Source organism: Paenibacillus sp. GCM10023252, from assembly GCF_042653305.1.
GTDB lineage: Bacteria > Bacillota > Bacilli > Paenibacillales > Paenibacillaceae > Pristimantibacillus.
The window spans coordinates 299,570-324,806 of record NZ_JBHSHW010000010.1 but is presented as its reverse complement, the minus strand read 5'-3'; the positions used below and the strand labels follow the sequence as shown (position 1 = coordinate 324,806).

At 53.7% G+C, this 25,237-nt stretch carries 25 protein-coding genes; 6 read left to right on the top strand and 19 right to left on the bottom strand.

What is annotated here, in order from left to right; genetic code table 11:
- Positions 1-97 precede the first annotated feature (97 nt).
- Both ACFO9Q_RS09615 and ACFO9Q_RS09610 read left to right on the top strand, forming a co-directional pair.
- Positions 98-1,291, top strand: coding sequence for a Gfo/Idh/MocA family protein (locus tag ACFO9Q_RS09615; protein ID WP_379181199.1), 1,194 nt, complete (start codon positions 98-100; stop codon positions 1,289-1,291).
- A gap of 14 nt (positions 1,292-1,305) precedes the next feature.
- Positions 1,306-2,130, top strand: coding sequence for a sugar phosphate isomerase/epimerase family protein (locus ACFO9Q_RS09610; RefSeq protein WP_379181197.1), 825 nt, complete (start codon positions 1,306-1,308; stop codon positions 2,128-2,130).
- Between the two features lie 273 nt (positions 2,131-2,403).
- Here ACFO9Q_RS09610 and ACFO9Q_RS09605 read toward each other — a convergent pair whose 3' ends face one another.
- The 6 genes from ACFO9Q_RS09605 to ACFO9Q_RS09580 all read right to left on the bottom strand — a co-directional run bounded on the left by ACFO9Q_RS09605 (position 2,404) and on the right by ACFO9Q_RS09580 (position 7,336).
- A complete protein-coding gene (locus ACFO9Q_RS09605; protein ID WP_379181195.1) occupies positions 2,404-3,081 on the bottom strand; it encodes a DUF4166 domain-containing protein in 678 nt (225 codons plus the stop codon).
- 1 nt (position 3,082) lies between these two features.
- Complete coding sequence (locus ACFO9Q_RS09600; protein WP_379181193.1) at positions 3,083-4,009, bottom strand: DoxX-like family protein; 927 nt, start codon at positions 4,007-4,009, stop codon at positions 3,083-3,085.
- Positions 3,975-4,400 carry a thiol-disulfide oxidoreductase DCC family protein gene (locus ACFO9Q_RS09595; RefSeq protein WP_379181191.1) on the bottom strand — a complete coding sequence of 142 codons (426 nt, stop codon included), beginning with the start codon at positions 4,398-4,400 and terminating at the stop codon, positions 3,975-3,977. Before ACFO9Q_RS09595 ends, ACFO9Q_RS09600 begins: the two co-directional genes overlap by 35 nt.
- A 110-nt stretch (positions 4,401-4,510) precedes the next feature.
- The gene (locus tag ACFO9Q_RS09590; protein WP_379181188.1) at positions 4,511-5,146 is read right to left on the bottom strand and encodes a response regulator; all 636 of its coding nucleotides are present in this window, start codon (positions 5,144-5,146) and stop codon (positions 4,511-4,513) included.
- Complete coding sequence (locus ACFO9Q_RS09585) at positions 5,143-6,681, bottom strand: sensor histidine kinase (RefSeq protein ID WP_379181186.1); 1,539 nt, start codon at positions 6,679-6,681, stop codon at positions 5,143-5,145. The genes ACFO9Q_RS09590 and ACFO9Q_RS09585 overlap by 4 nt, the downstream gene beginning before the upstream one ends.
- A gap of 1 nt (position 6,682) precedes the next feature.
- Positions 6,683-7,336 (bottom strand): MOSC domain-containing protein, encoded by a 654-nt coding sequence (locus tag ACFO9Q_RS09580; protein WP_379181184.1) that lies wholly within the window; start codon positions 7,334-7,336, stop codon positions 6,683-6,685.
- Positions 7,337-7,492: 156 nt separating this feature from the next.
- On the opposite strand from ACFO9Q_RS09580, the gene ACFO9Q_RS09575 reads away from it, so the two are divergent.
- Complete coding sequence (locus tag ACFO9Q_RS09575; protein WP_379181182.1) at positions 7,493-7,783, top strand: DUF6509 family protein; 291 nt, start codon at positions 7,493-7,495, stop codon at positions 7,781-7,783.
- A gap of 263 nt (positions 7,784-8,046) precedes the next feature.
- Here the strand turns inward: ACFO9Q_RS09575 and ACFO9Q_RS09570 are convergent, their stop codons facing one another.
- The 7 genes from ACFO9Q_RS09570 to ACFO9Q_RS09540 all read right to left on the bottom strand — a co-directional run bounded on the left by ACFO9Q_RS09570 (position 8,047) and on the right by ACFO9Q_RS09540 (position 15,719).
- On the bottom strand, positions 8,047-9,294 hold the full coding sequence (locus ACFO9Q_RS09570; protein ID WP_379181180.1) for an ABC transporter permease: 1,248 nt from the start codon (positions 9,292-9,294) through the stop codon (positions 8,047-8,049).
- The gene (locus tag ACFO9Q_RS09565; RefSeq protein ID WP_379181178.1) at positions 9,284-10,156 is read right to left on the bottom strand and encodes an ABC transporter ATP-binding protein; all 873 of its coding nucleotides are present in this window, start codon (positions 10,154-10,156) and stop codon (positions 9,284-9,286) included. Before ACFO9Q_RS09565 ends, ACFO9Q_RS09570 begins: the two co-directional genes overlap by 11 nt.
- Before the next feature lie 137 nt (positions 10,157-10,293).
- The gene (locus ACFO9Q_RS09560; RefSeq protein ID WP_379181176.1) at positions 10,294-11,463 is read right to left on the bottom strand and encodes an S-layer homology domain-containing protein; all 1,170 of its coding nucleotides are present in this window, start codon (positions 11,461-11,463) and stop codon (positions 10,294-10,296) included.
- Positions 11,464-11,577: 114 nt separating this feature from the next.
- Entirely contained in the window at positions 11,578-13,029 is a 1,452-nt protein-coding gene (locus tag ACFO9Q_RS09555; RefSeq protein ID WP_379181174.1) for a DEAD/DEAH box helicase, read from the bottom strand.
- A gap of 33 nt (positions 13,030-13,062) precedes the next feature.
- Positions 13,063-13,839, bottom strand: coding sequence for an SDR family NAD(P)-dependent oxidoreductase (locus tag ACFO9Q_RS09550; protein ID WP_379181297.1), 777 nt, complete (start codon positions 13,837-13,839; stop codon positions 13,063-13,065).
- 137 nt (positions 13,840-13,976) lie between these two features.
- Positions 13,977-14,435, bottom strand: a complete 459-nt coding sequence (locus ACFO9Q_RS09545; protein WP_379181172.1) for a chemotaxis protein CheX — start codon at positions 14,433-14,435, stop codon at positions 13,977-13,979.
- Positions 14,436-14,729: 294 nt separating this feature from the next.
- Positions 14,730-15,719 carry an HRDC domain-containing protein gene (locus tag ACFO9Q_RS09540; RefSeq protein WP_379181170.1) on the bottom strand — a complete coding sequence of 330 codons (990 nt, stop codon included), beginning with the start codon at positions 15,717-15,719 and terminating at the stop codon, positions 14,730-14,732.
- A gap of 205 nt (positions 15,720-15,924) precedes the next feature.
- Here ACFO9Q_RS09540 and ACFO9Q_RS09535 point away from each other — a divergent pair, with 205 nt between their 5' ends.
- Positions 15,925-16,221, top strand: a complete 297-nt coding sequence (locus ACFO9Q_RS09535; protein WP_379181168.1) for a DUF3055 domain-containing protein — start codon at positions 15,925-15,927, stop codon at positions 16,219-16,221.
- A gap of 55 nt (positions 16,222-16,276) precedes the next feature.
- On the top strand, positions 16,277-16,555 hold the full coding sequence (locus ACFO9Q_RS09530) for a hypothetical protein (RefSeq protein WP_379181166.1): 279 nt from the start codon (positions 16,277-16,279) through the stop codon (positions 16,553-16,555).
- A 904-nt stretch (positions 16,556-17,459) separates the two neighbouring features.
- Here the strand turns inward: ACFO9Q_RS09530 and ACFO9Q_RS09525 are convergent.
- From ACFO9Q_RS09525 to ACFO9Q_RS09505, 5 genes are all read right to left on the bottom strand, one after another.
- Complete coding sequence (locus ACFO9Q_RS09525; protein ID WP_379181164.1) at positions 17,460-19,997, bottom strand: phosphodiester glycosidase family protein; 2,538 nt, start codon at positions 19,995-19,997, stop codon at positions 17,460-17,462.
- Between the two features lie 182 nt (positions 19,998-20,179).
- Positions 20,180-20,314, bottom strand: coding sequence for a hypothetical protein (locus tag ACFO9Q_RS09520; RefSeq protein ID WP_379181162.1), 135 nt, complete (start codon positions 20,312-20,314; stop codon positions 20,180-20,182).
- A 225-nt stretch (positions 20,315-20,539) separates the two neighbouring features.
- Positions 20,540-21,406, bottom strand: coding sequence for a helix-turn-helix transcriptional regulator (locus ACFO9Q_RS09515; protein WP_379181160.1), 867 nt, complete (start codon positions 21,404-21,406; stop codon positions 20,540-20,542).
- On the bottom strand, positions 21,363-21,635 hold the full coding sequence (locus tag ACFO9Q_RS09510; RefSeq protein WP_379181158.1) for a hypothetical protein: 273 nt from the start codon (positions 21,633-21,635) through the stop codon (positions 21,363-21,365). The genes ACFO9Q_RS09515 and ACFO9Q_RS09510 overlap by 44 nt, the downstream gene beginning before the upstream one ends.
- Before the next feature lie 13 nt (positions 21,636-21,648).
- Entirely contained in the window at positions 21,649-22,428 is a 780-nt protein-coding gene (locus ACFO9Q_RS09505) for a phytanoyl-CoA dioxygenase family protein (protein WP_379181156.1), read from the bottom strand.
- Between the two features lie 198 nt (positions 22,429-22,626).
- On the opposite strand from ACFO9Q_RS09505, the gene ACFO9Q_RS09500 reads away from it, so the two are divergent.
- Complete coding sequence (locus ACFO9Q_RS09500; protein ID WP_379181154.1) at positions 22,627-23,415, top strand: sugar phosphate isomerase/epimerase family protein; 789 nt, start codon at positions 22,627-22,629, stop codon at positions 23,413-23,415.
- A 104-nt stretch (positions 23,416-23,519) separates the two neighbouring features.
- Here the strand turns inward: ACFO9Q_RS09500 and abc-f are convergent, their stop codons facing one another.
- Positions 23,520-24,998, bottom strand: coding sequence for a ribosomal protection-like ABC-F family protein (gene abc-f / locus ACFO9Q_RS09495; protein ID WP_379181152.1), 1,479 nt, complete (start codon positions 24,996-24,998; stop codon positions 23,520-23,522).
- Positions 24,999-25,237: the final 239 nt, after the last annotated feature.

Sequence of the window (25,237 nt, the reverse complement as noted above, 5' to 3'; positions counted from 1 at the left end):
CAGCAATAATCACCAAGATATAGCTTATCCTCACAGCATACAATGAAAAGGAAAAGAAGTCATACTTATTTTTTTGTCAAGGAGGATTCGCTTCTATATGAGTACACGATTAAAGGTGGGATTGATCGGCCTTGGAGCGATCGGAGCCGGCATGCACGTCAAGTACTTGGACGACCTGCCCAGCGTAGAGCTGACCGGTGTGTGTGACCAGGTTAAGGAGAAGGCAGATCAGATCGCAGAGCAATATCGCACTACAGCCTTCTATGACTACAAAGAGCTGTATGAGAAGGCCGACCTTGATGTAGTCATCCTGGCCGTTCCTCACTATGATCATCCTAAGCTTGCAGTTGAAGCCTTCAAGCGAGGCATTCACGTCCTGTGCGAGAAGCCGATTGCCGTCCATCTGAACGATGCTCGAATGATGACAGAGGCTTACGAGGAAGCCAGGAAGCAATATCCGAAGCTCCAATTCGGCCTCATGTTCCAGGAGCGCACGCTGCCATTCTATCGGAAGGTCAAGGAGATCGTGGCAAGCGGACAGCTCGGCCGATTAACAAGAGCAACCTGGATTCATACAGCCTGGTTCCGCTCTCAGATCTATTATGACAGCGGGGACTGGCGTGCAACCTGGGCTGGAGAAGGCGGCGGCATACTAACCAATCAATGTCCGCATACACTCGATATGTACCAGTGGCTGTTCGGACTCCCAGCGCGCATTGCTGGTCATGCACACATTGGCAAATACCATAACATAGAGGTAGAGGATGAGGTTACGGCTTACTTCGAGCATGAGAACGGGATGATTGGCCACCTGGTCGCAACGACTGCCGAGATTCCAGGCACCAACCGTCTTGAGATTATCGGCGAGTATGGCAAGCTGGTGCTGGAGGAAGGGGAGATTACGCTTCACAAGAATCCGGAGTCCATGCTGAAGTACTCTCAGGAGACAACGCATAGATTCAGCCAGATGACAGCTGAGAAGTCTATCGTGCCTTATGACAAGGATGCTCCGGCCGGTCACCAGGTTGTAGCGGAGGCCTTCTTCCATCGTATTCAGAACGGCGACAGCCATGAGCTCATTGCCGAAGGCTGGGAAGGCGAACGTTCCCTCGTACTGGCTAACGGTATTATGCTGTCCAGCTTCCAGGACCGTACCATTCAAGTACCAATCGATGCCGATGCCTATGAAGCCAAGCTGAAGGAGCTTGCAAGCCAGTCCACCTATGTTAAGGATGTATCGGCAGCCGCAGCTGCCAATGAAGATCTGTCGAAGTCATTCGGCAGCCTATAAGGAGACGACAACAGATGACAATGACCATTACATGCTTCGCAGACGAGATCTCATCCGAGCTTACTGAACAGCTGGATGTGCTGGCCGAAGTGGGCGTATCCCACCTGGAGATTCGTAATGTATGGGGCAAAAATGTTCTAGCCCTGACTGATGAGGAGCTCTCACGCATCTCAGCTATGCTGAAGGAACGCGGCTTCCGGGTATCTTCGATTGGATCCCCTATTGGAAAATACCCGATCACAGAGCCGTTCGAAGCTCAGCTCACAGCGATGGATAGAGCTGTTGCTGCAGCCAAGAAGCTGGAGACGGCCTATATCCGCATCTTCTCTTACTTCATTCCGGAAGGCGAGGACCGGAATATTCTTCTGAAGGAAGCGTTAGACCGGATGAAGCAGCTTGCGCAGACAGCCGAGAAGAACGGCGTTGTGCTCATTCTTGAGAATGACAGCGGTCTCTTCGGAACCACTCCTGAAGAATGTGTGGAGATCTTCAACCATTGTGATTCCAGCAGCCTCTGTGCCGCATTCGATGCAGGCAACTATGTCATAGAGGGCGTTAAGCCGATGGACGAAGCCTATCCGAAGATCTCCCCATATCTTGAATATGTGCATGTGAAGGATGCTACGAAGGAGCCCCGTCTGTTCGTCCCTGCCGGCAAGGGCGAAGGGCAGCTTGAGGAGCTGTTGCTTGCACTGAATGAGAAGAACTTCACTGGCTTCCTCTCGGTCGAGCCGCATCTAGCGAAGTATCTTCCGGACGCCACCAACCCGGAGCGAGTCAAGACTGCCATTCAAGCGCTGCAGGGCATACTGGACAAGCATCAGATTGCGTGGCAATAGGCAGCCCCAATATGCGCCCCCTGATTACTCTCTCGCTGAAGCCATTACTCAGCTTCCATCTGTAAGCCCTTAAGTCGACATCATCTATGCAATGGCTGCTGCTATTAGCAAGCTAATCAACTGGCTCTATCACATGATGTTCTTAGTTAAAGCAGCCGTCCCCCGTCAATAGACGAGGGGCGGCTGCTTCTGTTGTGCCGTCCCCCGTCAATAGACGAGTGGCGGCTGCTTCTGTTGTAATTATGCTCATGACGTCTGTACGCCTGCCGGCCCTTACTCCCTCGGCTCCTCTCGGAGTGGTCTCGCTCCAGGAGGAATGTCTCCAGCTGCCGCCGGGATGAACCGGTTGTGGAAGGCACCCTCGTACCCGAACAGCGGGCCCAGCCAGCGGCTGGTTACCCTAACTTGAATTCGGAAGCATGCCGCCTCCTCGTCATACCACTCACACACCTCAGCCGTACCCGTCAACCACGATGGCCAGCGGAACTGCAGCAGCCCTTCATAGAATCGCTGCTCGCCGGAGCGAATTCGAATGCCCCCATTCGGCGCCGCGGTCACCTCCAGATCAACGGCCAGATGCTGCTTGCTGCCGAGGTAATCGACAATCTGCCCCCGCCCGGGGCTGTAGATCATGGTCGCATCGAAGCGGCGAAGCTTGCCCGGGAAGCTGAACTTGCGCAGCCAAGTGACCGTCTCGCGGCCATAGCTGTCTTGGTAGGCGTAATTTTCGATCGTGAAGGGTACTTCCTCTCCTCCCTCTGGGAACATGATATTCCTCTGAGCACCGATAAGCAGAGGCAGCGCCACGAGCTTCGAGAACCAGATTCGACGCATGACCCCCTCCCCAACCGCTGCCGTCTCATCCATGCTGCTGAAGCCGAATCGCTCCTGAATCTTCGGATGCAGCTGATTGAACCTCTCCCCTAGTGCAAGCTGATAGATGGACGTCATCTTAATCCCTCCCCTTCTTCGGTGCCGCTCGTCTGCAGCGTCTTGCGTCAGGCAAGCGTTCCATGGTCAGCTTCGCAATTAGGCATAATCCCAACATGGGAAGGCAGAGCGTAAGCGGGTTGAATGGTGCACCAATCCACTCCTCTATTCGGGGAGCAGAGGATAACGTCAACAGCAGAAGCAGAACCAGCTGCCCCCCATACACCCAAGCCTTCCGGTGCCATACTAGCGCAGCCGCACCAACGAGCATCTCCCCTGCGCCAATACAGCTCAGCACCCACTTGCCAGCACCCGGCCACACCCCCTGTAACATCGCAAGCTCTCCACCCTCGGGCCAGATCATCTTAGGAACAAGGCCTTCGTACAGCCACAGACTAGCCAGCACTAGGACGGCTATATAGTGAACGAGCGCCAACCGTATCGTCACCTTAGGGGGAAGATGATCCTCCAGCCAGATGCGAAGCAGGTCGAAGCTCCAAGCCGTTGCCCACCCGAACAGAGGACGGAAGATCAGCCGATCGAACGAGGTGCCAAGCGCTCCGAAGCGGGTCTCATAATCGTACTGAGTGGAGAAGGTCAGCTCCCCGCCCTCAGCCGCTTCATATCGCCAGTACCCGCCGCCTTCCCGAATGAGCGACAATCTCTGCTCTGAGCCGAACTTCAGCGTGGAGAGTCGCGTATGTTCATCCAGCTGCTGGTGAGCCTTCGTCTCCCCTGTCCCAGCGATGGCCAGACCGAATCCGATTCGGGTTCGGTATAGGAATCGCTGAACAGGCTCCGAAGCCCGCCGCGGCAAGTAGAGAATATCTGTGAACCGGAGATCCCATTGCACATGAAGATCGGGGTTCTGCGTATGAGACCAGAGAGTATCCATATCCGATGCCATCCCGATCTCAACATAGATTGGCTTGCTCTTCCTCTTCGTCATGGATGAACCTCCCAACAGTTGCCTCTGCTCTTAGCAGGCACGATTCTCTCTGCCCGAACCATCCGTACCTCCGAGCAGCTATCCCTTCGTAGATTCGTTCACGAACACATCGAGGAACGAGGATCGCGGCAAGGGCAATCGCCGACCATGGCCCGTCCAGCATACGCAGCGCCCGAATCGCTGCCTCCGACTTTGTGTAATAGACGCCATCTTGAATCATGACGAAGGTATTCCTGTCATCCAGCGGCATTCCGCCTTCCCTTAGCAGCCGCTGTCCTGCCTTCGATTGTAAGGTGCCGAATCGAATTCGTTCTCTTCGATCACGAAGAATAACGAATCTAGTTACTCCATGACATAACTCACAATCTCCATCTATGAGCATAATTGTCATATGTCTTCCCTCTCTTCTGCCCTTATCTTACCAAGTGCAGGAGGGGCTGCTAAGTTCCAACTATTGTAGAAGGCATAGAGAAGGGGGTACTACGTGTCGTAGTACCCCCTTCATTCCCGTTCAGCCGGCTCGATGCCGCGGCGACTCACCTTGTCCACCGCTTCCTTCGAGCTTCGAACGCCGAGCTTCTTCAGCATCTTGTTCACTTGGTTCTTGAGCGTGCTCTCTGCCTTGAACAGCTTCTTCTCAATCTGGGACTGCGTATAGCCCTCTTCGATTAGCTCGAACACTTCCCGCTCTGCATAAGTCAGCTCCTTCAGCTGCTCCTCCCGCTTCAGCCTCGCGAATTCCTTCAGCAGCGCCTCCATCGCCGTCGGATGGTGATAGGAGCTGCGGATGACGCCCGGCAGCTCCTTGAATTGCGACTTCTGTAGGTAATGAATGGCTCCGGCTGTGAAGGCCAAGGTCATCGTATGCTCATCCTGAACGGAAGTGAGCATGATGATCTTCGCTGGATGGATCCGATGCAGCTCCATCGCAGTGGAGATACCCTCCATCCCATTCGCCGTCAGCTGGATATCCATCAATACGACGTCGAAGCTCAGCGTACGAGCCAGCTGAAGGGCTTCCCCCGCTTCGGTAGCCGCTCCTATCACGAGGATATCCTCCTCCCGGCTTAGATAGGAGGTGATTGCCTTGATCCAATCCGGGTCGTCCTCTACGATAAGTACACGTATCTGGTTCATGCCTTGTCCTCCTCCGGAGTATGAGGGACTAGTCTGCTCCTCTTCCAAGTCAGCTCCACGCTTGTTCCGCCGCCCTCTCTCATATGCAGCTCGACGCTTCCTCCGCCCTTCTTCATGACCTTATAGACATAGGACAGTCCAAGCCCGTAATTATACTTGCCATTCTTCGTGCTGTAGAACGGCTCTAACACCTTGCGCATCATAGCTGGCGGGATACCTGTCCCCGTATCGGCGATGGATAGGGTGACACCTGCCGAGCTTAGGATCTGAGAGATCAACAGAGTGCCGCCGCCTTCCATCGCTTCACAAGCATTGACGATAACGTTGCTGATCGCCTCCAGCAGATGGACCGGGTCGGCCAGGACGACCGCTTCCTGCATCGGACCGCGGCTTAGCGTAATATGGCGAGCGGCGAGCAGCTGTTCATGCTTCGTTAGAGATTGATCGACAATCTGCGAGAGTGTGCACGCCTCTTCCGTCCATACGATCTCCCTCGTCTGGCTATGAATGCGCGAGACCATAGCGAGCATATGCTCGGACGAATTCGCAATAATGTCCAGATGAGACATAGCCTCTGGATGGGCGGTCGACAGCTCATGCCTGATATTGTCCGCAGATATGGCAATCTTGCCAATCTCGTTCTTAATCGTATGATTGAGCAGGGCCGTTCCCGAACCCGCCGCCTCCATCGCGCTCTCGAGCGGATCGGACTCGAAGCGAAGCTTCACTCCAAGCACCCCGTACAGGAAGGTGAACAGCAGCCCCGCGGCCAGCGAATAGACGATGAACAGCGAGACATACTTGAAAAAATCAAACGATGGGTTCATCGCCCTCGCAATATTAATAAGAATGAGTACAGCTAAAATAGTAGGAGCGATTAGAATGAACGTAATCCCTCTGCTTCTCCTCCTCCGTTCATCGGTCTCTCGGACGAAGGAGTACAGTAAAAGGCTGCAGGAAGCCAGATAGTATGGCGCTGACCATAGGAGCAGCAGCATATAACGGGGCTCTTCGCCCGCGGCAGGAGGGTGCACCAGCACAGTCAGTGCTGGCGGCAGCAGGAGCAGCCACTGGAGCATGCCCGTCCGCGATAGCTGGCGAGGCACATGGCGCTGCCACGTGCGACGCCATATTCTTCGCGTAGCGGCTTGCTCGCCGTGCAGCACGGAGCCTTGCTCTGCTAGCTCGTTCGTGACAATTGGGGAGCTTCGCTTCGTCACAGGCTTCGAGGGCTCGCGGAAGCTCTTCTTGAAGTTCTGCCCTATGCTAGAGCGCCGTCTCCCCTGCCTCCTGCCCGCCATTAGGCCGGAGTAGACGATGCTGAACAGCAGAACGCCATAAGGGGTTAGCGTAAGGTTCAAGCCTTCTGCCCAAGCGGCTAGTCGGCTCAGCCCAGTTGTCTCCAATGGGTCTGCGAGCCCGCCGATAGAGGCAGCGGCCAAGAAGAACGCTGCCCACCGATTCGACTGACTGCGAATATTGCTTAGCAGCACAACCATGGCTGCCGTTAGCATAGCGAAGAAGTAATATAGCATATTACTTCTCCAGCCGCTTCGTCAGCGTGTAACGCCAGCTGTCTGATAAGGCGGGTACGTCTAGCAGACTGCGAATACGTGCTGCGTCTGCCTCCTTGTCATACATAATGAGGTTAGCTTCCTGAATAGACAGTGAGTTCGGGACCCGCTCCTGCAGATGGAGCTCATCTCCCTGTGCTGCGCTGCCTTCTTGAAGCACCCGGAAGTAGTACCCGGTATAGCCTGTCGTCTGGACGTAGAGCGGCAGCTTCGGCTGGCCCCACTTCACTGACAGCTTGAAGCAAGGCTGCCGAGGCTGGCTCACTTGTACGAGAGCGCTGCCGAGACGATAGATATCTCCTATGTAGACATGAGGCTCGAGGAGATGTTGGGTTGTGATATTTTCACCGAAGGCCCCTGGCGTCAGCTCTGCTCCAATCACCTCGCTCCAATGGGCATAATGCTCGGAAGGATAGACGCATACCGCCTTGTCTCTTCCGCCGTGATACTGCAAGTCCGCCTGCTCATCGCCATCGAAGTTAAGCAGAGTTAAGTTAATGGAACCTTCTGTCGGTTGCTTGTAGATGCCAGTCAGCAGCTGCTTGTTCTGATAAGTAACCGGTGCCTTGCGGCCGATGTTGATGGACAGCACCTTCGCTTGAATGCCTATGCTCATCTGGTCCTCCTTCATCAGGGTGGAAGTGTGAGTCAGCGCTTCTTCCGAAGGCAGACTGATTCCCCAATTATAGCAAATCGGCCAAGCTGAGGTATAATAAGAATTCAGGCATTCAGGCATGAACTAGATGAAGGTGCAGGAAGGAATGGTTAACTAATGGAGATTACCGATTACAGCGTGGAGCTGATTAAGGACCCATACGGTATCCTGTCAGGCAAGCGCTATGAATTCACATTGGATGTAGAGGTTGCAGAGGATGATGAGCTGTATACCGCGGCAGGACTGTATGTACGTGTTATCTTCCTAGTCGATGGTGAGCGGACAAGCCTCGTGAAGTGTGACATCTATGAGCGGAATACGGATAAGTATATCGACTACGGCGTAGAAGAGGAAGAGGAAGCGATGATCGAGGCGTTCTGCGTGGAGCATTATAAGGAAGCGGAGTAATCGCTCCTTAGTGGGCTTATTGTGCTGAGCCTAGCTCGCTTACTCAATGTGACTTAACGCGGATAATCCCCGTTAAGCCGTCCGGCACCAGCTTGGTGCACCCACTTAACAAGGAATATCCGCGTTAACTCCTACGAAGAGCTCTATACTAACCTGCTCACCGCGACTTAGCGCGGAAAATCCCCGTTAAGCCGTCCGGCACCAGCTAGGTGCACCGACTTAACAAGGAATATCCGCGTTAAACCGCCCCCACCCTGGACCCTCTACTCCTCGTCCAGATCCAACATCATCTTACGCCGCAGGCGACCCGGCCTGATTAGACAGATGTATACGATCGGCCAGACGAGCGCAACTGCCGGCGCCATATATTCCCCTTCCAGCAGCAAGGTCAACCCAAGCGGCAGCCACAGCAGCACTGAACAGACCAACATAGCGAAGCGATCGACTTCCACTACCGAGTCATGGCGTCTGCTCTCAGGGAGCGGATAGACATGCCGCCACACGGAGTACTGGTGCACCTGGCGAAGTGCGCTTAGCTGCAGCCCTGCAATCATGACGAACAAGGCATGTACCGCAGCAGCTCCCCAGCCGGACAGCGCAGCGGCATCCCCCAGCCAATAGATGACCAGCATGCCAAGCAGCAATAGGCGAATCAGCATGCCGCCGATCTCTGTCCTCACCAGCGTACTCGTGTACAGGTAATGGAACGTCTGCCTGCTCCCATACCGAACAAGCCGGTTCATCCACGACAGATAAGGCCTCTTCGCCGCGCGCGAAGGAAGTGTAGGCACATCAATGAACATGCCGTAGAACGTATAATAACGCCTGCGCGTCCCAGCTTCTTCCTCCATCAACCGTTCCCATGGAAAAGCATGCCTGCTTGGCAGCCGATACAGCACAGCCAACAGTGCGGCAACCAATAAGCCAAATAGTCCGGCCTTCCACAATGAGGCCTCCAGCAGAGCCGCAACGACCGCCCCCGTTCCTGCCCAGCGGAGCAGCCGCAGCACGATACGCCTATTCGGCCAGGCAAGCTCCCGCTCTATCCATGACCCCCGCAAGTTCCCCCATCTCAGCAGCAGCAATACGGCAGCCAGCTGCCAGCTAATCACCTCGCCATCCCCTTGCCGATAGATAGGCAGGTACAAGGCAGTTATGACAACGGTCAGCAGCACGACGAATACCGCTTGATTCCGCCGCCCAGCTCCCATATATTCGCCCATCTGCCCCTCGCGAGGCATGAGAAACACCATATCAGCATGAACAAGATACGTTCGCAGAGGGCTCCATGCCAGCACAGGAGTCAAGGCGATAATTCCCACCGCCGTCACTGGGAATGAGTCTGGCAAGTTCAGGATTAACGTCGTATACCCGATTGACCCCATGATGAGGCAGAGAATGACGAAGCCCGTGAACCCGCTCTGCGCCATGTACTGCAAGTAAGGTCTGGATTCCGTGAGCCAAGCTCGGGCCCGAGCTCCCCGCATATTCCGAAGAGAATCAGCGTCCACTGCTGTCCCCTCCAGTCACTAGGCGGTAGAAGGCCTCCTCCAGCGTACCGCCCCCAGCAGCACCAGCTCTCACTGAGCCAGCTCCACCATGAGCTCCATCCGCACTGGCACTGGCACTGGCACTGGCACTTTCACTGGTTTCACTGGCACCTGCACCCGCTCCTGCACCGCCAACCCGTGCAGCAGCCTGCTGCACCTCTGCCAGAGTGCCCTGGGCAACGATTCGACCATGATGCAGCACGATATAGCGGTCGCAATAGGCCTCCACCGTAGCCAGAATATGTGAGCTCATCAGGATGGCCGCTCCCTGGCGCTTAACCGCCACCAATCTCTCTAACAGAGATCGTATACCTAGCGGATCTAGTCCTAGGAACGGCTCATCAATAATATATAGCGACGGCTCCGAGAGCAGCGCATTCATAATCATAACCTTCTGCTTCATGCCCTTCGACAGATGGGACGCGAATGCTCGGCGCTTCGGCAGCATCTGGAACTCCTCCAGCAACCGCTCACTGCGATGCACATACGCGTCCTCATCGATCCCGTATGCCATCCCCGTCAGCCGCATATGCTCCTCCACCGTCAGTTCGTCGAACAGGACAGGTGTCTCAGGCACGTAAGCGAAGGCCGAGCGATAGCGGTCCGGGTCCTCCTCCAGCGTAACGCCTCCAACTGTGGAGCTCCCCTCTATCGGCTTCATTAGACCAAGAATATGCTTAATTGTCGTGCTTTTTCCAGCGCCGTTCAGTCCGATCAAGCCGACCATCTCACCGGCCTTCACCTCGAAGCTGAGATTATGCAGCACCGGTCTGCGCGGGCTGTATCCCCCCGTTAAGCCGCTAACTTGCAATATGGAACTCATCTTTTTCCCCACCTTAACCCGTATATTCTCATCGTCAACAACATTCCCTAAGCATAACCAACTTCTCATCCGGAATCAAAAAAAAAGAAGCAAAGCACCCCGTAACGGAGCGCCTTGCTTCACAGACATTCAAATTCTTACTTAATGGTGATGGACTTCACAATATTGTTCTCGCCCTTCACTTCAACGTTCTGTCCTTGTACCGGAATGCCGTTGATCGTAGCATTAGCATCCACGTTGTACACAACAGCCGTCGCTTGACCAGCCTTAAGGATGGATACCGTGCTTAGCTTGTTCTGTGCGTTCAAGGTGAAGCCGTTCAGCACGCCCGTCTCCGTGAAGGCAACCACAACTGGTGCTGGAGCTGTCACTTCAATGAACACCACTTTATTCTGATACGTGCGAACCAGCACTTGATCGTTAGCTGCAAGATCAGTCAGCGCAGATTTCTTGTCGTTTTTGAAAATAAATACATTAGGAGCAACATCCAGCGTCACTTCTGTGTTGTCAGCCTTAACCACAGTAATCTTGCCAGCTGCTGGAGCAGCCTTCAGCTTGCCTTCAATGGCATGTGCATCATGGTTCGGCATCTCGCTGTCGGTACGGTCAAGCAGGGCAGCGAGCTCAGCACGGGTAACCGGTTGGTTAGGACGGAAGGTCTTGTCCCCATATCCCGTAATAATGCCCTTCTGAATGGCTAACGCTACGTAACCTACAGAACCTGCCGGGATATTCTTCGCATCCTTGAAGTCCAGCTTCGTTCCGTTCAACGCCTTCGCTTCGTCCTCAAGCTTCAGAGCCTTAATGAGGATAGTAGCTGCCCATAGACGAGTCGCTTCCTTCTCAGGCTGAACATCTGTCTCGGTCTCGGTGAACAGATCGTTCTTAACCGCTACAGATACATAACCTACTGCCCAAGGGTATTTCTTCTCGATCTTGTCTGCATCACGGAAGTTCAGCTCCGCCCCCATCTCTGCGGCGGATTCCGCTTGCTCACGCAGACCCATCAGGCGAACAGCCGCTGTCAGTGTCTCGATGCGGGAGATTTTCTGGTTAGGCTTGAACGTGCCATCGGAATATCCGTTGAACACACCCTTGGAAGCAAGACGCATGATGTGCTCCAGTGCCCACTTCAGTTCCTCTTCGTCCTCGAAGTCTATATTGATCTTGATTTCATCTTTATCTTTGCCCTTGTGGTCATCGTCCTTGTCCTTGCTTCCGCGATCTGCGAATGCGGTTGTTGTTCCGCCTGCCAGCATGAGCAGTGCCAATGAAGCGATAGCTGATTTTTTCCAGTTAGAATTCATAATAAAAAGCCACTCTCCCTTATGTGCGATTACGGTTGATTACCGCTTTTTACCTACGCCATAAGTTTCGTGGGCAGGTTATCGTTTTAAGAGGGTGGCTTGTCTGAAAATATTTTAATGTGTATCCGAGGGCTCCTGGGCATGCTTGGCCTTCAGCCACTTGGGCGCTCCCTTATTCTTGCTATCCCGCTTCTTCTGAGCCTTGGCTGCCGCTGCTGATGGCTGCTTCGGCTTGGTTGCTCCACTGACCGCCGCCGGCTTACCCTTGCGAGGCTTCATCAACTCTTGAACCGCCGCTGATGAGGATGCATCAGCACCTTCCGCTGGTGAAGTCTTCTTCGGGTAGTAAGGATCATGAACCGGCTTCGTTGCCTCTGAGCGCTTGTCCCCGCCAGGTCTGGCTGCGAATGACTTCTTCGAAGGAACCTCACTTGGAGCTACCAACTCACCCTTGTACAGAGACTTATGCGGAAGATGGATGCCCAGCGTCTTGCGGAACTTGTCCATGATGAAGATCTCCTGCGGGGTGACGATGGACACGACCGTCCCCTTGCGGCCCATTCTTCCCGTTCTTCCAGCGCGATGTACATAATGATCCGCATCAAGAGGCGGATCCAGATTAATGACGAGCGGCAATCCTTCAATGTCAAGACCACGTGCTGCCACATCCGTAGCGAGCAGCAGTTGGCACTGGCCGTCACGGAATCGGTTCAATGTCGCCGCACGGCGCTGCTTGTCGGCATCTCCGAACAGGGCTTCTACCGTGAAGCCTTCGTATCCGAGCTTAGCCTGCCAATTCGAGATGTTGTCCGTGTCGTTCATGAAGAGCAGGGCCTGCTTCGGCTCCAGCATGCGCAGTATTCGACGTGCCGCATCCGTCTTGTCCCGCTTGTCGCTCACGATATAGAAGTGCTCAATCGTCTCCGACACCCGGTGCTCCGGCTTCACTTCAATGCGAAGCGGATCCGTCATCAGCCGGCTCTCCAGATCAATCATCTGCTGCGGATGGGTAGCGGAGAAGAAGGCCAGCTGCCTGCCGCCTGTCATCGCCTTCAGGAGCATCTCCACCTCGCGAACGGAGCCGAGCTGGAATACTTGGTCGGTCTCGTCTACGACGGCTATCTTAATATCGTGGAGCTTGATCTTCCTCATCTTCATCAGCTCATGGATACGGCCTGGAGTTCCGATGACAAGCTGTGGATGAAGCCTGAGCTTCTCTACCTGGCGCTTCAGAGCAGCCCCGCCGATTAACTGCTGAACCTTGATGCCCATCGGCTCTGCATAGCTCTCTGCGACGCGGACAATCTGCATGCCCAGCTCCTGCGTCGGAGCGAGGACAATTGCCTGCATCTTAGGGGATGAGGCATCAATGCGCTGCAGGATAGGCAGCAGGTACGCGAGTGTCTTGCCCGTACCTGTCTGAGATCTTGCGGTTACGTCCCGTCCGGCGAGCAGTGCAGGAATCGCTTCTGTCTGCACGTCCGTCGGATCGACGATGCCATTCGCCTGCAGCTTCTCACATAAGGCTTGCTGTAATCCTAGTTGTGACCATTTGGTTTCGTTCATGTTATTGATCCTCTTTTCACAATCTACAATCTCTTACTTCCGATTCAACAATCGTCCCGATATCCGGTCCGCCAGACGCGGGAACAGCTGATACAGCTTGATGCCGATCCCGGCTGACCTCGGCAGATCGACCTCCGCCGTCCTTCTCTCCATGACACGCACAATCTGATCCGCGACATACTCCGGCTTCATCATGAACCAGCGAACGTTCTTCACGTATGTGCCCTGCGGGTCTGCGAGCTCGAAGAAGGGGGTGTCAATGGGACCCGGGTTAACGGCTGACACCATAATTCCCTTATCCTTCAGCTCCATTCGCAGCGCATTGGTGAAGCCGAGCACCGCATGCTTCGTCGCCGAATAGCCAGTTGACTTCGAGGTGCCCAGCTTGCCTGCCATGGAAGCGATATTGACAATGTGCCCGCTTCTCTGCTTCAGCATGTATGGAATGACGGCCTTGGTGCAGCGTACGATTCCCATATAATTCGTATCCATCATCTCTTCGAAGTCCCTTACCGGGGCATCCTCGAAGTAATCGAACTTCCCGTAACCTGCGTTGTTAAGGACAATATCTATACGGCCGAATTCCGTTACAGCCGCTCTCACGGCTTGCTCAACCTGCTCTAGATTTCTCACATCCATGGTGTAGATCGCTTTGCGCCCGGCAATGCCCGCGGCTGCTTGACGCAGCTTCTCTTCGCTTCGACCCGTCAGGATGGGAATCGCTCCCTTGGCCGCGAGCTTCTGAGCGGTTAAGGCGCCGATTCCACTGGAGGCACCGGATATGAACACAACTTTCCCCTGCAACACGATTAACTCCCCCCACGCTGTAACGGTGTAACGGTGTAACGGATGTCACCAGCCTTATGCGGTGGCTCGCTACCTTCCAAGTTTACTTGATCCTGCCATCAGACGCAAAAAAAGCCCCCATAGGAGACTTCTTCATTCCCTCACGCTACTAATACTTGTATATCCAATTCCCCTATACCTTCCATTATAAGCGGAATCGTAAGTGCCTTCTGTGTGGTGAACCCTGCTGCCTGTGCCGAATGAATGACCTTAGGAGGCGTAATATCCACCTTAACCCCTTGGTTGAAAAGCATCGTGCTCGCATTGCCGCTAATCATGTTGCCGAGCTCGGATATCGCGCTGCGGCTGATCTCGTCTATCTCAGAGATCGCGAAGCCGCCCATCATGGCCGATACCATCTTCAGCGCTACACTTTCGCTTAATCCGAATACGATATCGCCGTTCATTTGTCCGTTCAGACCTATTTGAATCCAAATATAATTTTCTACAAACTTGATGTCTTTCAGTCCGAGCTGACCGGTCGAAGGGCGAATCTGAATGACCTGCTCGATCACAATTTTAGCCGATTCAAGGAATGGATTAATGTATTCTGCCTTCATACAAAGGTAGCGCTCCTTTTCGAAAATATAGGAAAGTATAGATTTGAATCTTATACTCCGCCTATATTTCACCGCGAAACTTTTTCCGCCAGAGGACGGAAAATCGTTTACGCTTGCAAAATTCGACAAGAGTCCTAATCTTTTTCCATTATATCGGAAAGATTAGGACAAGTATACTACTTTTAGAGGGAATGATTCAAAAGTCCTGCATCATTAGTGCAACTAAACTCCTCATAATTCGACAAAAGTGCCTCTTCCTGTCCCGTGTGGGGAGAAGAAGAGGCTCTGCTAGAACTAAGAGACGGCCTCTTGCTTAGTGCTTCTCCTGAAGCGGAGACGAAGCAGTCTAAGCCTGCCGTATAACGTGTCCATTGAGCGGCTGTCTCCCGCCTCCTCACCATACACTTGCTGAAGCACCGGCTTCAGGTAGCGGTCGCCGACAGATTGCATCGTATCCCATACTAGCTGCTGCTCAGCCTCTGGCATATCGGACAGCTCTCTCGTAATGAGCGGCTCAAGATCATACCCTTCCGAATCCAGCTGCTCAATTCGGTCGAGGAGCTCTCTGCGAGGCAGGCTGATTTCTTGCATCAACTGATCAAGTGATTCACCAGCTTGGATGGAGGTGAGGATCTTCCGCTTCTCCTGAAGCCGGTCCATCTGACCCTTGAACTTCGTCTCCTTCTGCCGGTACAGCCACTGGGTGTATTCCTTCGGATCGAGGGCGTTCGATACCCAATCGAGCGGGAAGGACGTCCCTCTCTCATAGGTGCAAGTAATCGCCAGCAGCTCAGCCGCATACGCCGCTTGCTTCGTCTCGCCCCAGCCTGGAATCTGCAGCAGCTCCTCTGCCTTGTGCGGAATGAATGCGCTAATCATCCACAGCATCCGGTTCGTTGCGACAAGGTACGCGGAACGCTTCTCCGACATAGCCCGCAGCCGGCGCCATTCCCGGAGAGCCTCGAACAGCTCATCATTCCGGTTCAGCTCGCCGTAGCACTGCATCATCGTCTGATAGCTGCCGCTTAGCGTACGCCGCTCATCCAGCATGCCGTCAATGATCGGGTTGTACCCCTCCCCCATCTTCACCGCTGCTCCATGGCGGAAGGCGGCAATCATCTCCTCCCAGGACGTGCCTTCGAACCAGGTTACTGGAGTGCCTTCCTCCCCCTCAACCCATAACACTTCCCATACCCCATGCCGCTCGCATATAGAGAGCTGGGCGCTTGCGATTCCGAACTCAGGGGTTTGCTTCTCGAACGTGTTCAGAAATACGATTTGCATCTTGCACACACTCCTTATTGGTTGTAGCGAATGCCTTGAACCATGCATGGACACAAAAAAAAGCACCCCTCCTGCATAGGCAAGAGAGGTGCTTCCTCACGTTCAAAGATTCGATTGACTTCATGCTATCATACGAGAACCTTCCTGACAAGCAAATAATTCATGTATAATAAGAGAACTACAAGAAGTTAGGAGGAACGAATGAATGCTGCTGCCTGATTATGACTTCATGTCCGATACGACCGAGGACACAACGACTCGCTTCGTCACCTTCATTGTTCCAAGTATGAAGAGATTCGACCTTGCCATCACCAACACTAGCCGCTTCTACGGCAAAAAACTGATTACCGAGCTTCAATCGGGCAAAACCGCTATTATTGGCGCGGATGATCTGGAGGAAGAAGGCTATCTCGAGCATACCTTCAAGCTCACGGAGGAGGAAGCTGCCGAATTAAGCCAATTTCTCAGCTTAGTGGTTGGAACGGTGAATTTTACCGACTGATTGGGGTACACTATACATCCGTACGGCCAATCAACCACGCAGGAGGCGATCTGGAATGGACGGCTTCATCAAGGAAGATCGAACGGTGTATACGGACGTATCGACGGTGGAATCCCAGCGCAATGACCTCACAGCGGAGGAATTCCCGGAAGGGCCTTACGGCGCAACCCTATTAACGGAATCGCTCGGCAAGAGCTCCCCTTGGCGGATGGATCAGCGCCCGCAGAATCGGTTCGGCTATGAGAATCGGGAGCTGCATGACGGAATAGAGCGGGAATATCCCGGCGACGACCGGACAGGCAGTCCCTTCCCCGAGGTCCATGACGAGCCTTGAATAGCTAGATGTAGAAGGAGGCAGCCCGCAAGCGGATATTCGCTTGCGGGCTGCCTCCTTGTATTGCTTCAGCGTCGCTGGTTGGTTGCTGCTTGAGGGGAGGGCGGTTGGGGCCTCGTATGCTGCTTGAGGGATTAGTTACTGTTCTGGTACTATCGCTGGCAAGTTGCCCACTCGGGGTCACAGGAGCTTGCCGATCCATGCTCGCGAACCAATCAAGTGCATTTTTGCTCCTTATGGAGCTGGAAGACCCGTGCTTGCGGTCAATCAAGTGCATTTTTGCTCCTTATGGAGCTGGAAGACCTGCGCTTGTGGTCAACGAGGTGAACCTATAACTGGCATGCTCCCCGCTGGCGGGGGAGATTACGAGCATTCGAGAGTAATCCTATTCGTACAGAGGGAGGTGCATTTTATGCCCTATCCACGCTATCATGGCTTCGCCAGTCACCAGATAGGTGCAGTTTATACCCTATCCGCACTCGCACGGCCTCGCCAGTTACCGGATAGGTGCAGTTTATACCCTATCCGCACTCGCACGGCCTCGCCAGTCACCCGATAGGTGCATTTTATACCCTATCCGCACTCGCACGAGCTCGCCAGTCACCAGATAGGTGCAGTTTATACCCTATCCGAACTCGCATGAGCTCGCTCGCTAACCAAACAAAAAAACTAAATTGTCCACTCAACGCTCCGTGGACAATGGAGTGCTAAAGGTATCTAAGTAATAACCACTTCTGCACCTGCACCTATTGCCGACTCCCTCTCCGCTGGCCGGGGAGATTAGGTGCACTTCTGCATTTATCTCCGGCATCCTCCCAGCTAGCAGGGACTACCTCGTGCTCTACACGGCATCGTTACGATGAGCAAGCATTAGGTTATTGTGCAGCAGGCGAGACAAGCTTCACTACCACTTCAGATTGCTTCCGAAGACGAGCAGGTTAGAGAGTGTGCGGCCTGGTGCGGTGATGACTCTGCCTTGGAAGTAGAGGCCTGAAGAGGCTCCGCCGTCCATATTCATCGCTTGGTAAGCGCCAAGCTGGAGCATCAGGCTCCCCCATTGCTTCATGGTTGCGCTAGGCACCGTGGCAAGCATGATGGTCCCGTCCTTCTTCACGAGCAGCGCGCTTCGCGTTGCAGCATCCCGAGTAATCTTAGGACTGTTGAATCCTTCCTTGACCGGATCCACCGCAAGCTTGCCGTCCCTCACCAATCTCGGACCTGCGCCTAATGCCGTATGGACGCGGGACCAGTTCACAGGCTGCTTCGCCAGGTTCGTTGTGACCGTCTTGTAATCTACCTGTACACCCACCTTGAATCGATCCGCCAGCTTCTCTTCAGCCCCAGTGAAGTTAAGTACATACCCATCAGCCGGAATAACTGCGTTAACGTTCTTCTGCACGGCGGTTACCTTGCCGCCGCGAATGGTAACCGAACGCCCCCTTGCGAAGCCAAGCTTCGCTCCTCGCTTAGGCGTGTATAGAATCGCTGCCGAAGCGCCCGCCGCAGGAGTACGATTGACGAAGTAAGCATACCAATTATTCGGATAGCTGTAGGAGCCATTGGTTCCGCCTTGAATGCTGACCCGGAGCGTATCCATCAGCACCGTCCCGTCCCAAGTGAAGCCTGCAGCTGTCCCGAGATTACCGATATGCTCTAGTCTGCCATCGCTAATTACGGTCCCCCACGGTTCAGGAATACCGCCATAGGATTCGAAGAAGGTTCCATTAATCGCTGCCTCCGCACGATATCCCTTAGCGATGTCCTGCAGCAGCTGAACTGCTCCGATCCGGCGGCCGGCAAGGGCAGCTGTGACCGGAAGCCCCTTCGGTATCGTGATCGTCTGCACCGTGTAAGTACGTCCGCTCAGCTGCAGCTTCTTCGTCTCAGTCCTCGCCTTGAGGGCTGAGGATGGAGGGGTAACCTGAACCGGGAGCTTCAGCTGCCCCTTGTATCCAGGGGTCACTGCCTCGATGGTGATGGTGGCTGTGCCGGCGGCGATGGGCGTCAAGACGCCGATGTCATTCACTGTCGCGACGGCAGGCTTGTCGGAGCGATAGCTGACAGCGACGGGAACGGACAGCTTCAGCTTGTCCGAGAGCAGGAGCCGGCTGCCTACCGGCAGCTTGACCGTTGCTGCCGCATAAGTAATCGCTGCGGGCCGGTTAGGCCCCGCAAGCGCAAGCACGCCTGCGGACGCGTACGCGATCCGTCCGCCTCCGAGCGGCGTAACGCCGGACGCGGGCAACGCACCGCCGGCGGCGCCGCCGTACACATACTCGGTCGCCCCATCTCCCGGGGCGATCGCGTACAAGGCGCCGGAACGGGAGCCGGCCACGAACAGGCCGGCAGCACGGTCCGGCGCCAGCGCCGCGGGGGCGAATCCGCCGCCCGCCCCCGCTGCGCTCACGCGCCATAGTTCCGCCCCGTCCTCGAGGCGGAACCCGGCAATGCGGCTGCCGCCCTGCTCCGCGGCAGCCAGTACCCCGCCGGCCCCGGGCAGAACCGCCGGGGCCGTCCAGCCGCCTGCGGGAGCGGCGGCGGACAGCTCGCGCATATAGCGGAGCGTGCCGTCCGCATCGTAGGCGGCGAGCGCCTTGCCCGCAAGCAGCAGTACCCCGCCGCGTCCGTCCGGCGCCAGCTTCGCTCCGCGAAGCGAGTCATCCAGACGCGCCTGCCAGCGTATCGCTCCGCCCTCTGCCGCGTATAGCGTCGCATTGCTGCCTAGCGCATACACACCGCGCTTGCCGGCAACAAGACCAGCCGTCTTCACTCCTGCTGGCAGGACAGCGGCTGCGCTCGTCTTGGCGTCCTTCGCCATGGACACCAAGCCATGCTCATACGCCATATACGCCGTTCCGAGTTCATCAATGACGACACCGGACGTTAAGAATCCATCCTTCTTACCGCTGAAGTGATACATCTTAAGCATACTGCCGACACCCGCTCCGTTGAAGCGGTACAGCCTGGCACTCTCTCCACCGAACCATACATTACCCGCTGCATCAACAGCAGGCGCAGACAGCTTCGTATACAGGTTCTGCTTCCAGACGGCCTTGCCGTCTCCGTCAATCACGTTCGCCCAGCCATTGTCCGTGACCGCCATCAGCTTGCCATTCGGCAGAGGAACAGGTGCATGCAGCTTACCGTCAGCTGTGAACCGGGCATACTCTACTTCGACCTTACGAACTACTTCTGCTGCCACAGCGGCAGCCATGTACGGGTATGCCCCCTTCTCTCCCCTCGGCCCTTGATGGGCTTCAGCAGCTGCTGGCAGGAACGACGGGTAACTTGTAATCTTCAGCTGAGCTGACTCAGCCTGTACCTTAGCGGCTGCAGCAGCAGCCGGCAGGAGCGCGTCCTGCAGAGCTGGCGTTCCTCCTGCTGCAAGAATAACTGCAAGCATAGCAGCGGTAATTCGATATTTCCTACGTAACGGCAACAACAATAAGCCCTCCCCAGATCTTGTAATCTCTAGTCATCTTACTTATATCGACCTCGAGGTTACAATGCTGAAGGATGGCCCCATCCCCTCTTCTAACCAACCCCAAAAAAACCTAGCCAAGAACCGCTCCGCAGCGACGCTCTAACCAGGTCTCCTGTATCCTCAAATAACCAACTCTTGTACTACCTCTTGTGCAGCTCATCTTCCTCGTCTTCCCAACGCTTGGAATACGCCTTATTCGTTACCCAGATCGTCATCCATACGATGATGGCAATAATAAGGGCTGCCGCTATCCATACCCCAACTGGCACTCCCACCTGTCGACCTCCTCAAGATGCTGGCTATGTACCATTTCCTGTGCAAAAAAACGTGCTCATGCAACAGTCAGCTTAGCTCCGCCACGGCTGTTAACGTCCATTATACTCTGCCTAAGAGGAACGTCAACCTAGCTTGCGCCATCAGATGTGTCCATTATATAGACTAGCTCCATTGATACAATATCCTGGCCCGCCTGCACTCCCTGTCAATGATTAAGGCACTAACTAAGTTCCTTCGTAATAGGATTGCCGAGCCAGCCTGGCTTGCTCCCGATACTTGCCCGGGCTAACTCCATACCGCTTAATGAACTGATGAGTCAGGTAAGAAGCATCGCCTAGTCCGCATCTCTCCGCGATGTCCTGCAGAGACCCTGAATGATACTCCAGCTCATGCTTCACCCGCTTCATGCGCAGCTCTCTGAGCAGCTGCATCGGCTTCATGGCATAAGTCTCCTCGAAGATTCGATCCAGATAATTCGCATTCAGATGAACGAGCTCTGCCAGTTGATCTCGTGTAACCTTCTCATGCAGGCTGGAGTTCAAGTAAGCAATAACCTGTTCCAGACGAATATCTCTTCGCTTGCCAGTCTCGCTTCTCTGAACTCGGCCCTCCAGCTCCCAGCTTCGCATAATCTCGAACATAAGCTGCATGACTAAGCCCGTCACCTTGATCTCACCGAACTCCGACCTGCCCGAATTCAGCTCTGCAGCAAGCTCTCTGAACAGATATTCATACTTGGAAGCATCAGCTAAGGTTACAACCTCAGCAACTGGATACAGCCTCATTAATTCGACATCCATGCCGTTCCGAATGTCAGCAAGCAGCCATAGATGACGGCCAGGGATACTCGCTCGCTCGCCGAACGGAAGATGAGGAGCATGGATCATCACTTGGCCTGCACAAGCTTGACTGGCCTTACTTCCATCCAATACGTCAACTTGGCCTTCAGCTATGAAGCTGAAGACCCAGTTGGTATAGACAACATTCTGCAGATTAATCTGATCATAGACGGCTTCATTGGCGACATACGTCTTGACCCTCCAACTGTCATCCCTTAACGGGGAGCCTGCATGCATCATATCCCTCCGCATGATCACCCTTCTTACCAACGTCTATTATGAATTGTTCCATCGCTGCTTCTGTATCGAATGCCGTCCACAATCCGTCAACGACAGCCGTATGCTGCTTCCTGCAGCCGATACACTGATTAAGGCAGGGGGACGCCTTCACCGAGTACCCGTCCATCACCAGCTTATCCAGCAGCTCCCCATATTGGAATTGCTGAAGATTACGAAGACAGCAGTCCAAGGTTACTCCCATGACTACATCCCCTCTACTTGTCAGCTAACGCTATCCCATCGGCTGCACATTGTTCTCGGCTTACGAAGCCGGTATACGCTGGCTTGCCATCCTTAGCAATCAATGGCCCATTGCGGAAAAGCTGCCCCGTCTGCGGGTTTTTCGCATTTTCAACCGAATATTGAATGACATATCCCTTCCGGGTCGTATCGCTATTGTTCGGCGTGCTGCGATGGAACAACAAGGAGTGGAAGGCGACCATGCTCCCCTTCTTCAGCTCGACAGGAATGCCTTCGATGTCTCCATAGTAGCAGATCCAGCCAATGTCCGTCTTAATATGCTCCACATACCCCTTCAGATGAGTCCCAGGCTGAATCCAGATGCATCCGTTCGCGATCGTCGAGTCCTCGAGGGCAAGCCAGCAGGTCAAGTAATGAACCGGATCGGTGGGCACATAGCCATTGTCCTGATGCCAAGGGAAGTCCCTGCTCGCTTCCGGACGCTTGTAGACCGATTGGTCCCAGTACAGCCGTATATCCGAGCCGAGTATGGATGTCGTTATATCGACGAACCGCTCATCCGCAATGAACTTCTGGATCTCTGGATGGGCGAAGTTTAGTCCCGACGTGAAGTTGATCTGATTAGCCAGCGAGTTGAAGGAGTGCCCCCCTGAAGCCTTCAGCCGCTCCTCCGATTCCTTATCCAGCTCATCTATCCGAGCTCTTACCTGATCAATCTCCTCTGTGCTGAACAGATTCTCGAATACGATATATCCTTGCTCCTCATACTGCTTCAGCTGCTCTCCGTTCAACATCTGTCATCTCTCCTTAGTCATATGTCTTATAATCATTGTGCATTAAGGAGAGTGAACAGACGATCCGCAGAGTACACTTGTTTGTTGTGTTATTTCCACTATTTGCCGAGCTGTCTATACAGCTGAGCTTCAGCTATGGTTTACTAGTTATTGAGAATATACCATAGGGACTCGTCCCATAGGAGGTTATTTATTACTATGAAGCTTGGAATCATTGCCGCCCGTCAGACGGAGAGCTTCGACGAAGCACGGGAGCTAGGTCTGCAGTTCGTAGAGTTCACCTGCAATGTCAGCGATGACCTAACTCCATTCTTCAGCAGCATCCCGGAGCTCAGAGCGGCTAGCGAGCGTACTGGCGTAGCTGTAGGGTCGATTGGCCGTTGGGGGCCGGATCGGATCGCCGCGGATGGAACGGTTATTGAAGAGGAACTTCAGATGTCTTATGCATTAATTGATGCTGCCGTGGAGCTGCAGTGCCCGGTTTTTGTATGCGGTTGCAATTATGTGGAGGAACGGTCGTATTATGAGAACGTAACCTCCGCCATTCATTTTTTCAACCTGTTAATCGCTTACGGGGAGCAGAAGGGTGTCCGTATCGCAACGTATAACTGTCATTGGAACAGCTTCGTCGTCGACAATCAAGCCTGGTCGCTCATTCACGGTCATCTGCCTAAGCTTGGCATCAAGTATGATCCTTCGCATGCACGTTATGCCGGTCAGGATTACTTGAAGGAAGCAAGAGATTGGGGAAGCCGCTTCTTGCATGTCCATCTCAAGGGCTCCGTCATCATTGACGGCAAGCGGTTCGATGATCCCCCTGCCGGGCTTGATCAGACGGATTGGCCAACGTTCATCGCCGTCCTGTATGGATCGGGCTATGAGGGCGGTCTAAGTATTGAGCCTCACTCGCAGGTGTGGAAGGGCGAGCTCGGACAGAAGGGCATTCAGTATACGATTGGGTATATGAAGCCGTTCCTATTGTCTTAATAATCGAGCAGCTTGAAGCAAGGTTGCCAGCCTGAACGTCAACCTCGATGTTCAGAATGGCAGCCTCTATGGTGTCCCTCAATGAATGACACAATCATTCTATCTTACAGTTCAATAATCTTGGTAGCGATGTTCGTGCGGAATTCACGGTCATGCTCTACGAAGAGGATGGTTGGCTCATGCTCTAGCAGCAGCTCCTCAATCTGCATGCGAGAGATAATATCAATGAAATTAAGCGGTTCATCCCATACATGCAAATGTGCTTTCTCACTTAGACTTTTGGCAAGGAGCACCTTCTTCTTCTGCCCTCCGCTATAAGAGGACATATCTTTATCCAATTGGGTTCTGGAAAAATCAAGTTTCCTTAGTATAGCCTTGAACAGGCTCTCATCAATGCCTTGTTCCGCAGCATAGTCGGATAAATCTCCTCGCAGATGGGAGGTGTCTTGGGGCACATAGGAGATTCTCAGCTGGATATCCTTAATGAAGGTTCCCTTGTAAGGGATATCCTCACCGCAGATCAGCTTCATGAGGCTTGATTTGCCAGACCCGTTGCGTCCAGATAAGGCAATACGATCGCCCCGCTCAATGGTCATGTTCAGATCCTTGCACACCATCTTCTCGCCGTAGTATATCGATACATGATGCAGCTCCGCTAAGTGGCTTTTATGATAGTCTAACTGAGTGATGGCCAGGGGACTGCTGTTCTCGATATTTTTGAGAAGCTTGGACTTCTCCCTCATTGCTGTCTGCTGCCTCTGCTCAATGGCTTTCGAGCGTTTCATCATTTTAGCAGCCTTGTGACCGATATAGCCCTTATCTACCTTGGAGCCTGAATTCCTAGTCCCGTTCTTGGTACTCTCCACTTCATCTGACCAGCGGCCCGTCCGTCTGGCAGCCTCTGAGAGCCGCTTCATGTCCTTCTTAAGCTTCTCATTCTCTGCCAGCTCATATTGGTCCTGCCGATGCTTATTCTCCCACCAGCTGGAGAAGTTGCCTTGCTGAATCTCTATATTAGTCTTGTTGATAGATAGAATATGATCCACACAATGATCCAGGAATGCTCTGTCATGCGACACGAGGATGAACCCGCGCTTCGATCTCAGATAGCTGCTTACCAGCTTTCTAGCCTCTAAGTCGAGATGATTGGTTGGTTCATCGATCAACAGGAAGGCATTTTCCTTCAGGAACAAGGCGGCCAGCAGCACCTTCGTCTGCTCTCCATTGGAGAGAGAAGCGAAGGGACGGTCTAATACATCCTCTGCCACCTGAAGCAGAGAGAGCTCTCGCATCAATTCCCACTGCACCAGATCCGGAAGAAGGCTGCTGATGACATCTAAGGTGTGATTCTCTTTGTTCTCTACGTGATACGGAAAATAATCAAACGTAACATTAGCAAAAATATGTCCGCTGTATTCATGTTTGCCTTGCAGCAGCTGCATAAAGGTTGTTTTCCCTCTGCCGTTCCTTCCTGTAAATCCGAGCTTCCAATCCGTATCCATCTGAAAGCTGACATTCTCGAAAATATTATCGTAACTGCCCTCATAGGCAAATGTCAGATTGCTTACACTGATTAGTGACATGATAGGTCCTCCCTGTACACAAATAAGAGCTGCAAGAAAGTTACTTTCCCGCAGCTCAAATAAATACAGTTCATCCAGCTCCCTATTGAAGCTGGAACGGAATCTATTCATTGAGTAGAAAAGAATAGTAACCTTCTTGCCCATAAAAAATAAAACAGGTACGTTTTATTGTTTTACGACTGAGCAAGAAAAATTACATTATTCTTTTCAACTCCTCTTCTTAAAGTACAGGTATCATA

Coding starts and splice junctions, on each gene's coding strand:
- ACFO9Q_RS09615 (WP_379181199.1), top strand. CDS start 98: ATGAGTACACGATTAAAGGTGGGATTGATCGGCCTTGGAGCGATCGGA.
- ACFO9Q_RS09610 (WP_379181197.1), top strand. CDS start 1,306: ATGACAATGACCATTACATGCTTCGCAGACGAGATCTCATCCGAGCTT.
- ACFO9Q_RS09605 (WP_379181195.1), bottom strand. CDS start 3,081: ATGACGTCCATCTATCAGCTTGCACTAGGGGAGAGGTTCAATCAGCTG.
- ACFO9Q_RS09600 (WP_379181193.1), bottom strand. CDS start 4,009: ATGACGAAGAGGAAGAGCAAGCCAATCTATGTTGAGATCGGGATGGCA.
- ACFO9Q_RS09595 (WP_379181191.1), bottom strand. CDS start 4,400: ATGACAATTATGCTCATAGATGGAGATTGTGAGTTATGTCATGGAGTA.
- ACFO9Q_RS09590 (WP_379181188.1), bottom strand. CDS start 5,146: ATGAACCAGATACGTGTACTTATCGTAGAGGACGACCCGGATTGGATC.
- ACFO9Q_RS09585 (WP_379181186.1), bottom strand. CDS start 6,681: ATGCTATATTACTTCTTCGCTATGCTAACGGCAGCCATGGTTGTGCTG.
- ACFO9Q_RS09580 (WP_379181184.1), bottom strand. CDS start 7,336: ATGAGCATAGGCATTCAAGCGAAGGTGCTGTCCATCAACATCGGCCGC.
- ACFO9Q_RS09575 (WP_379181182.1), top strand. CDS start 7,493: ATGGAGATTACCGATTACAGCGTGGAGCTGATTAAGGACCCATACGGT.
- ACFO9Q_RS09565 (WP_379181178.1), bottom strand. CDS start 10,156: ATGAGTTCCATATTGCAAGTTAGCGGCTTAACGGGGGGATACAGCCCG.
- ACFO9Q_RS09560 (WP_379181176.1), bottom strand. CDS start 11,463: ATGAATTCTAACTGGAAAAAATCAGCTATCGCTTCATTGGCACTGCTC.
- ACFO9Q_RS09555 (WP_379181174.1), bottom strand. CDS start 13,029: ATGAACGAAACCAAATGGTCACAACTAGGATTACAGCAAGCCTTATGT.
- ACFO9Q_RS09545 (WP_379181172.1), bottom strand. CDS start 14,435: ATGAAGGCAGAATACATTAATCCATTCCTTGAATCGGCTAAAATTGTG.
- ACFO9Q_RS09540 (WP_379181170.1), bottom strand. CDS start 15,719: ATGCAAATCGTATTTCTGAACACGTTCGAGAAGCAAACCCCTGAGTTC.
- ACFO9Q_RS09535 (WP_379181168.1), top strand. CDS start 15,925: ATGCTGCTGCCTGATTATGACTTCATGTCCGATACGACCGAGGACACA.
- ACFO9Q_RS09530 (WP_379181166.1), top strand. CDS start 16,277: ATGGACGGCTTCATCAAGGAAGATCGAACGGTGTATACGGACGTATCG.
- ACFO9Q_RS09515 (WP_379181160.1), bottom strand. CDS start 21,406: ATGCGGAGGGATATGATGCATGCAGGCTCCCCGTTAAGGGATGACAGT.
- ACFO9Q_RS09510 (WP_379181158.1), bottom strand. CDS start 21,635: ATGGGAGTAACCTTGGACTGCTGTCTTCGTAATCTTCAGCAATTCCAA.
- ACFO9Q_RS09505 (WP_379181156.1), bottom strand. CDS start 22,428: ATGTTGAACGGAGAGCAGCTGAAGCAGTATGAGGAGCAAGGATATATC.
- ACFO9Q_RS09500 (WP_379181154.1), top strand. CDS start 22,627: ATGAAGCTTGGAATCATTGCCGCCCGTCAGACGGAGAGCTTCGACGAA.
- abc-f (WP_379181152.1), bottom strand. CDS start 24,998: ATGTCACTAATCAGTGTAAGCAATCTGACATTTGCCTATGAGGGCAGT.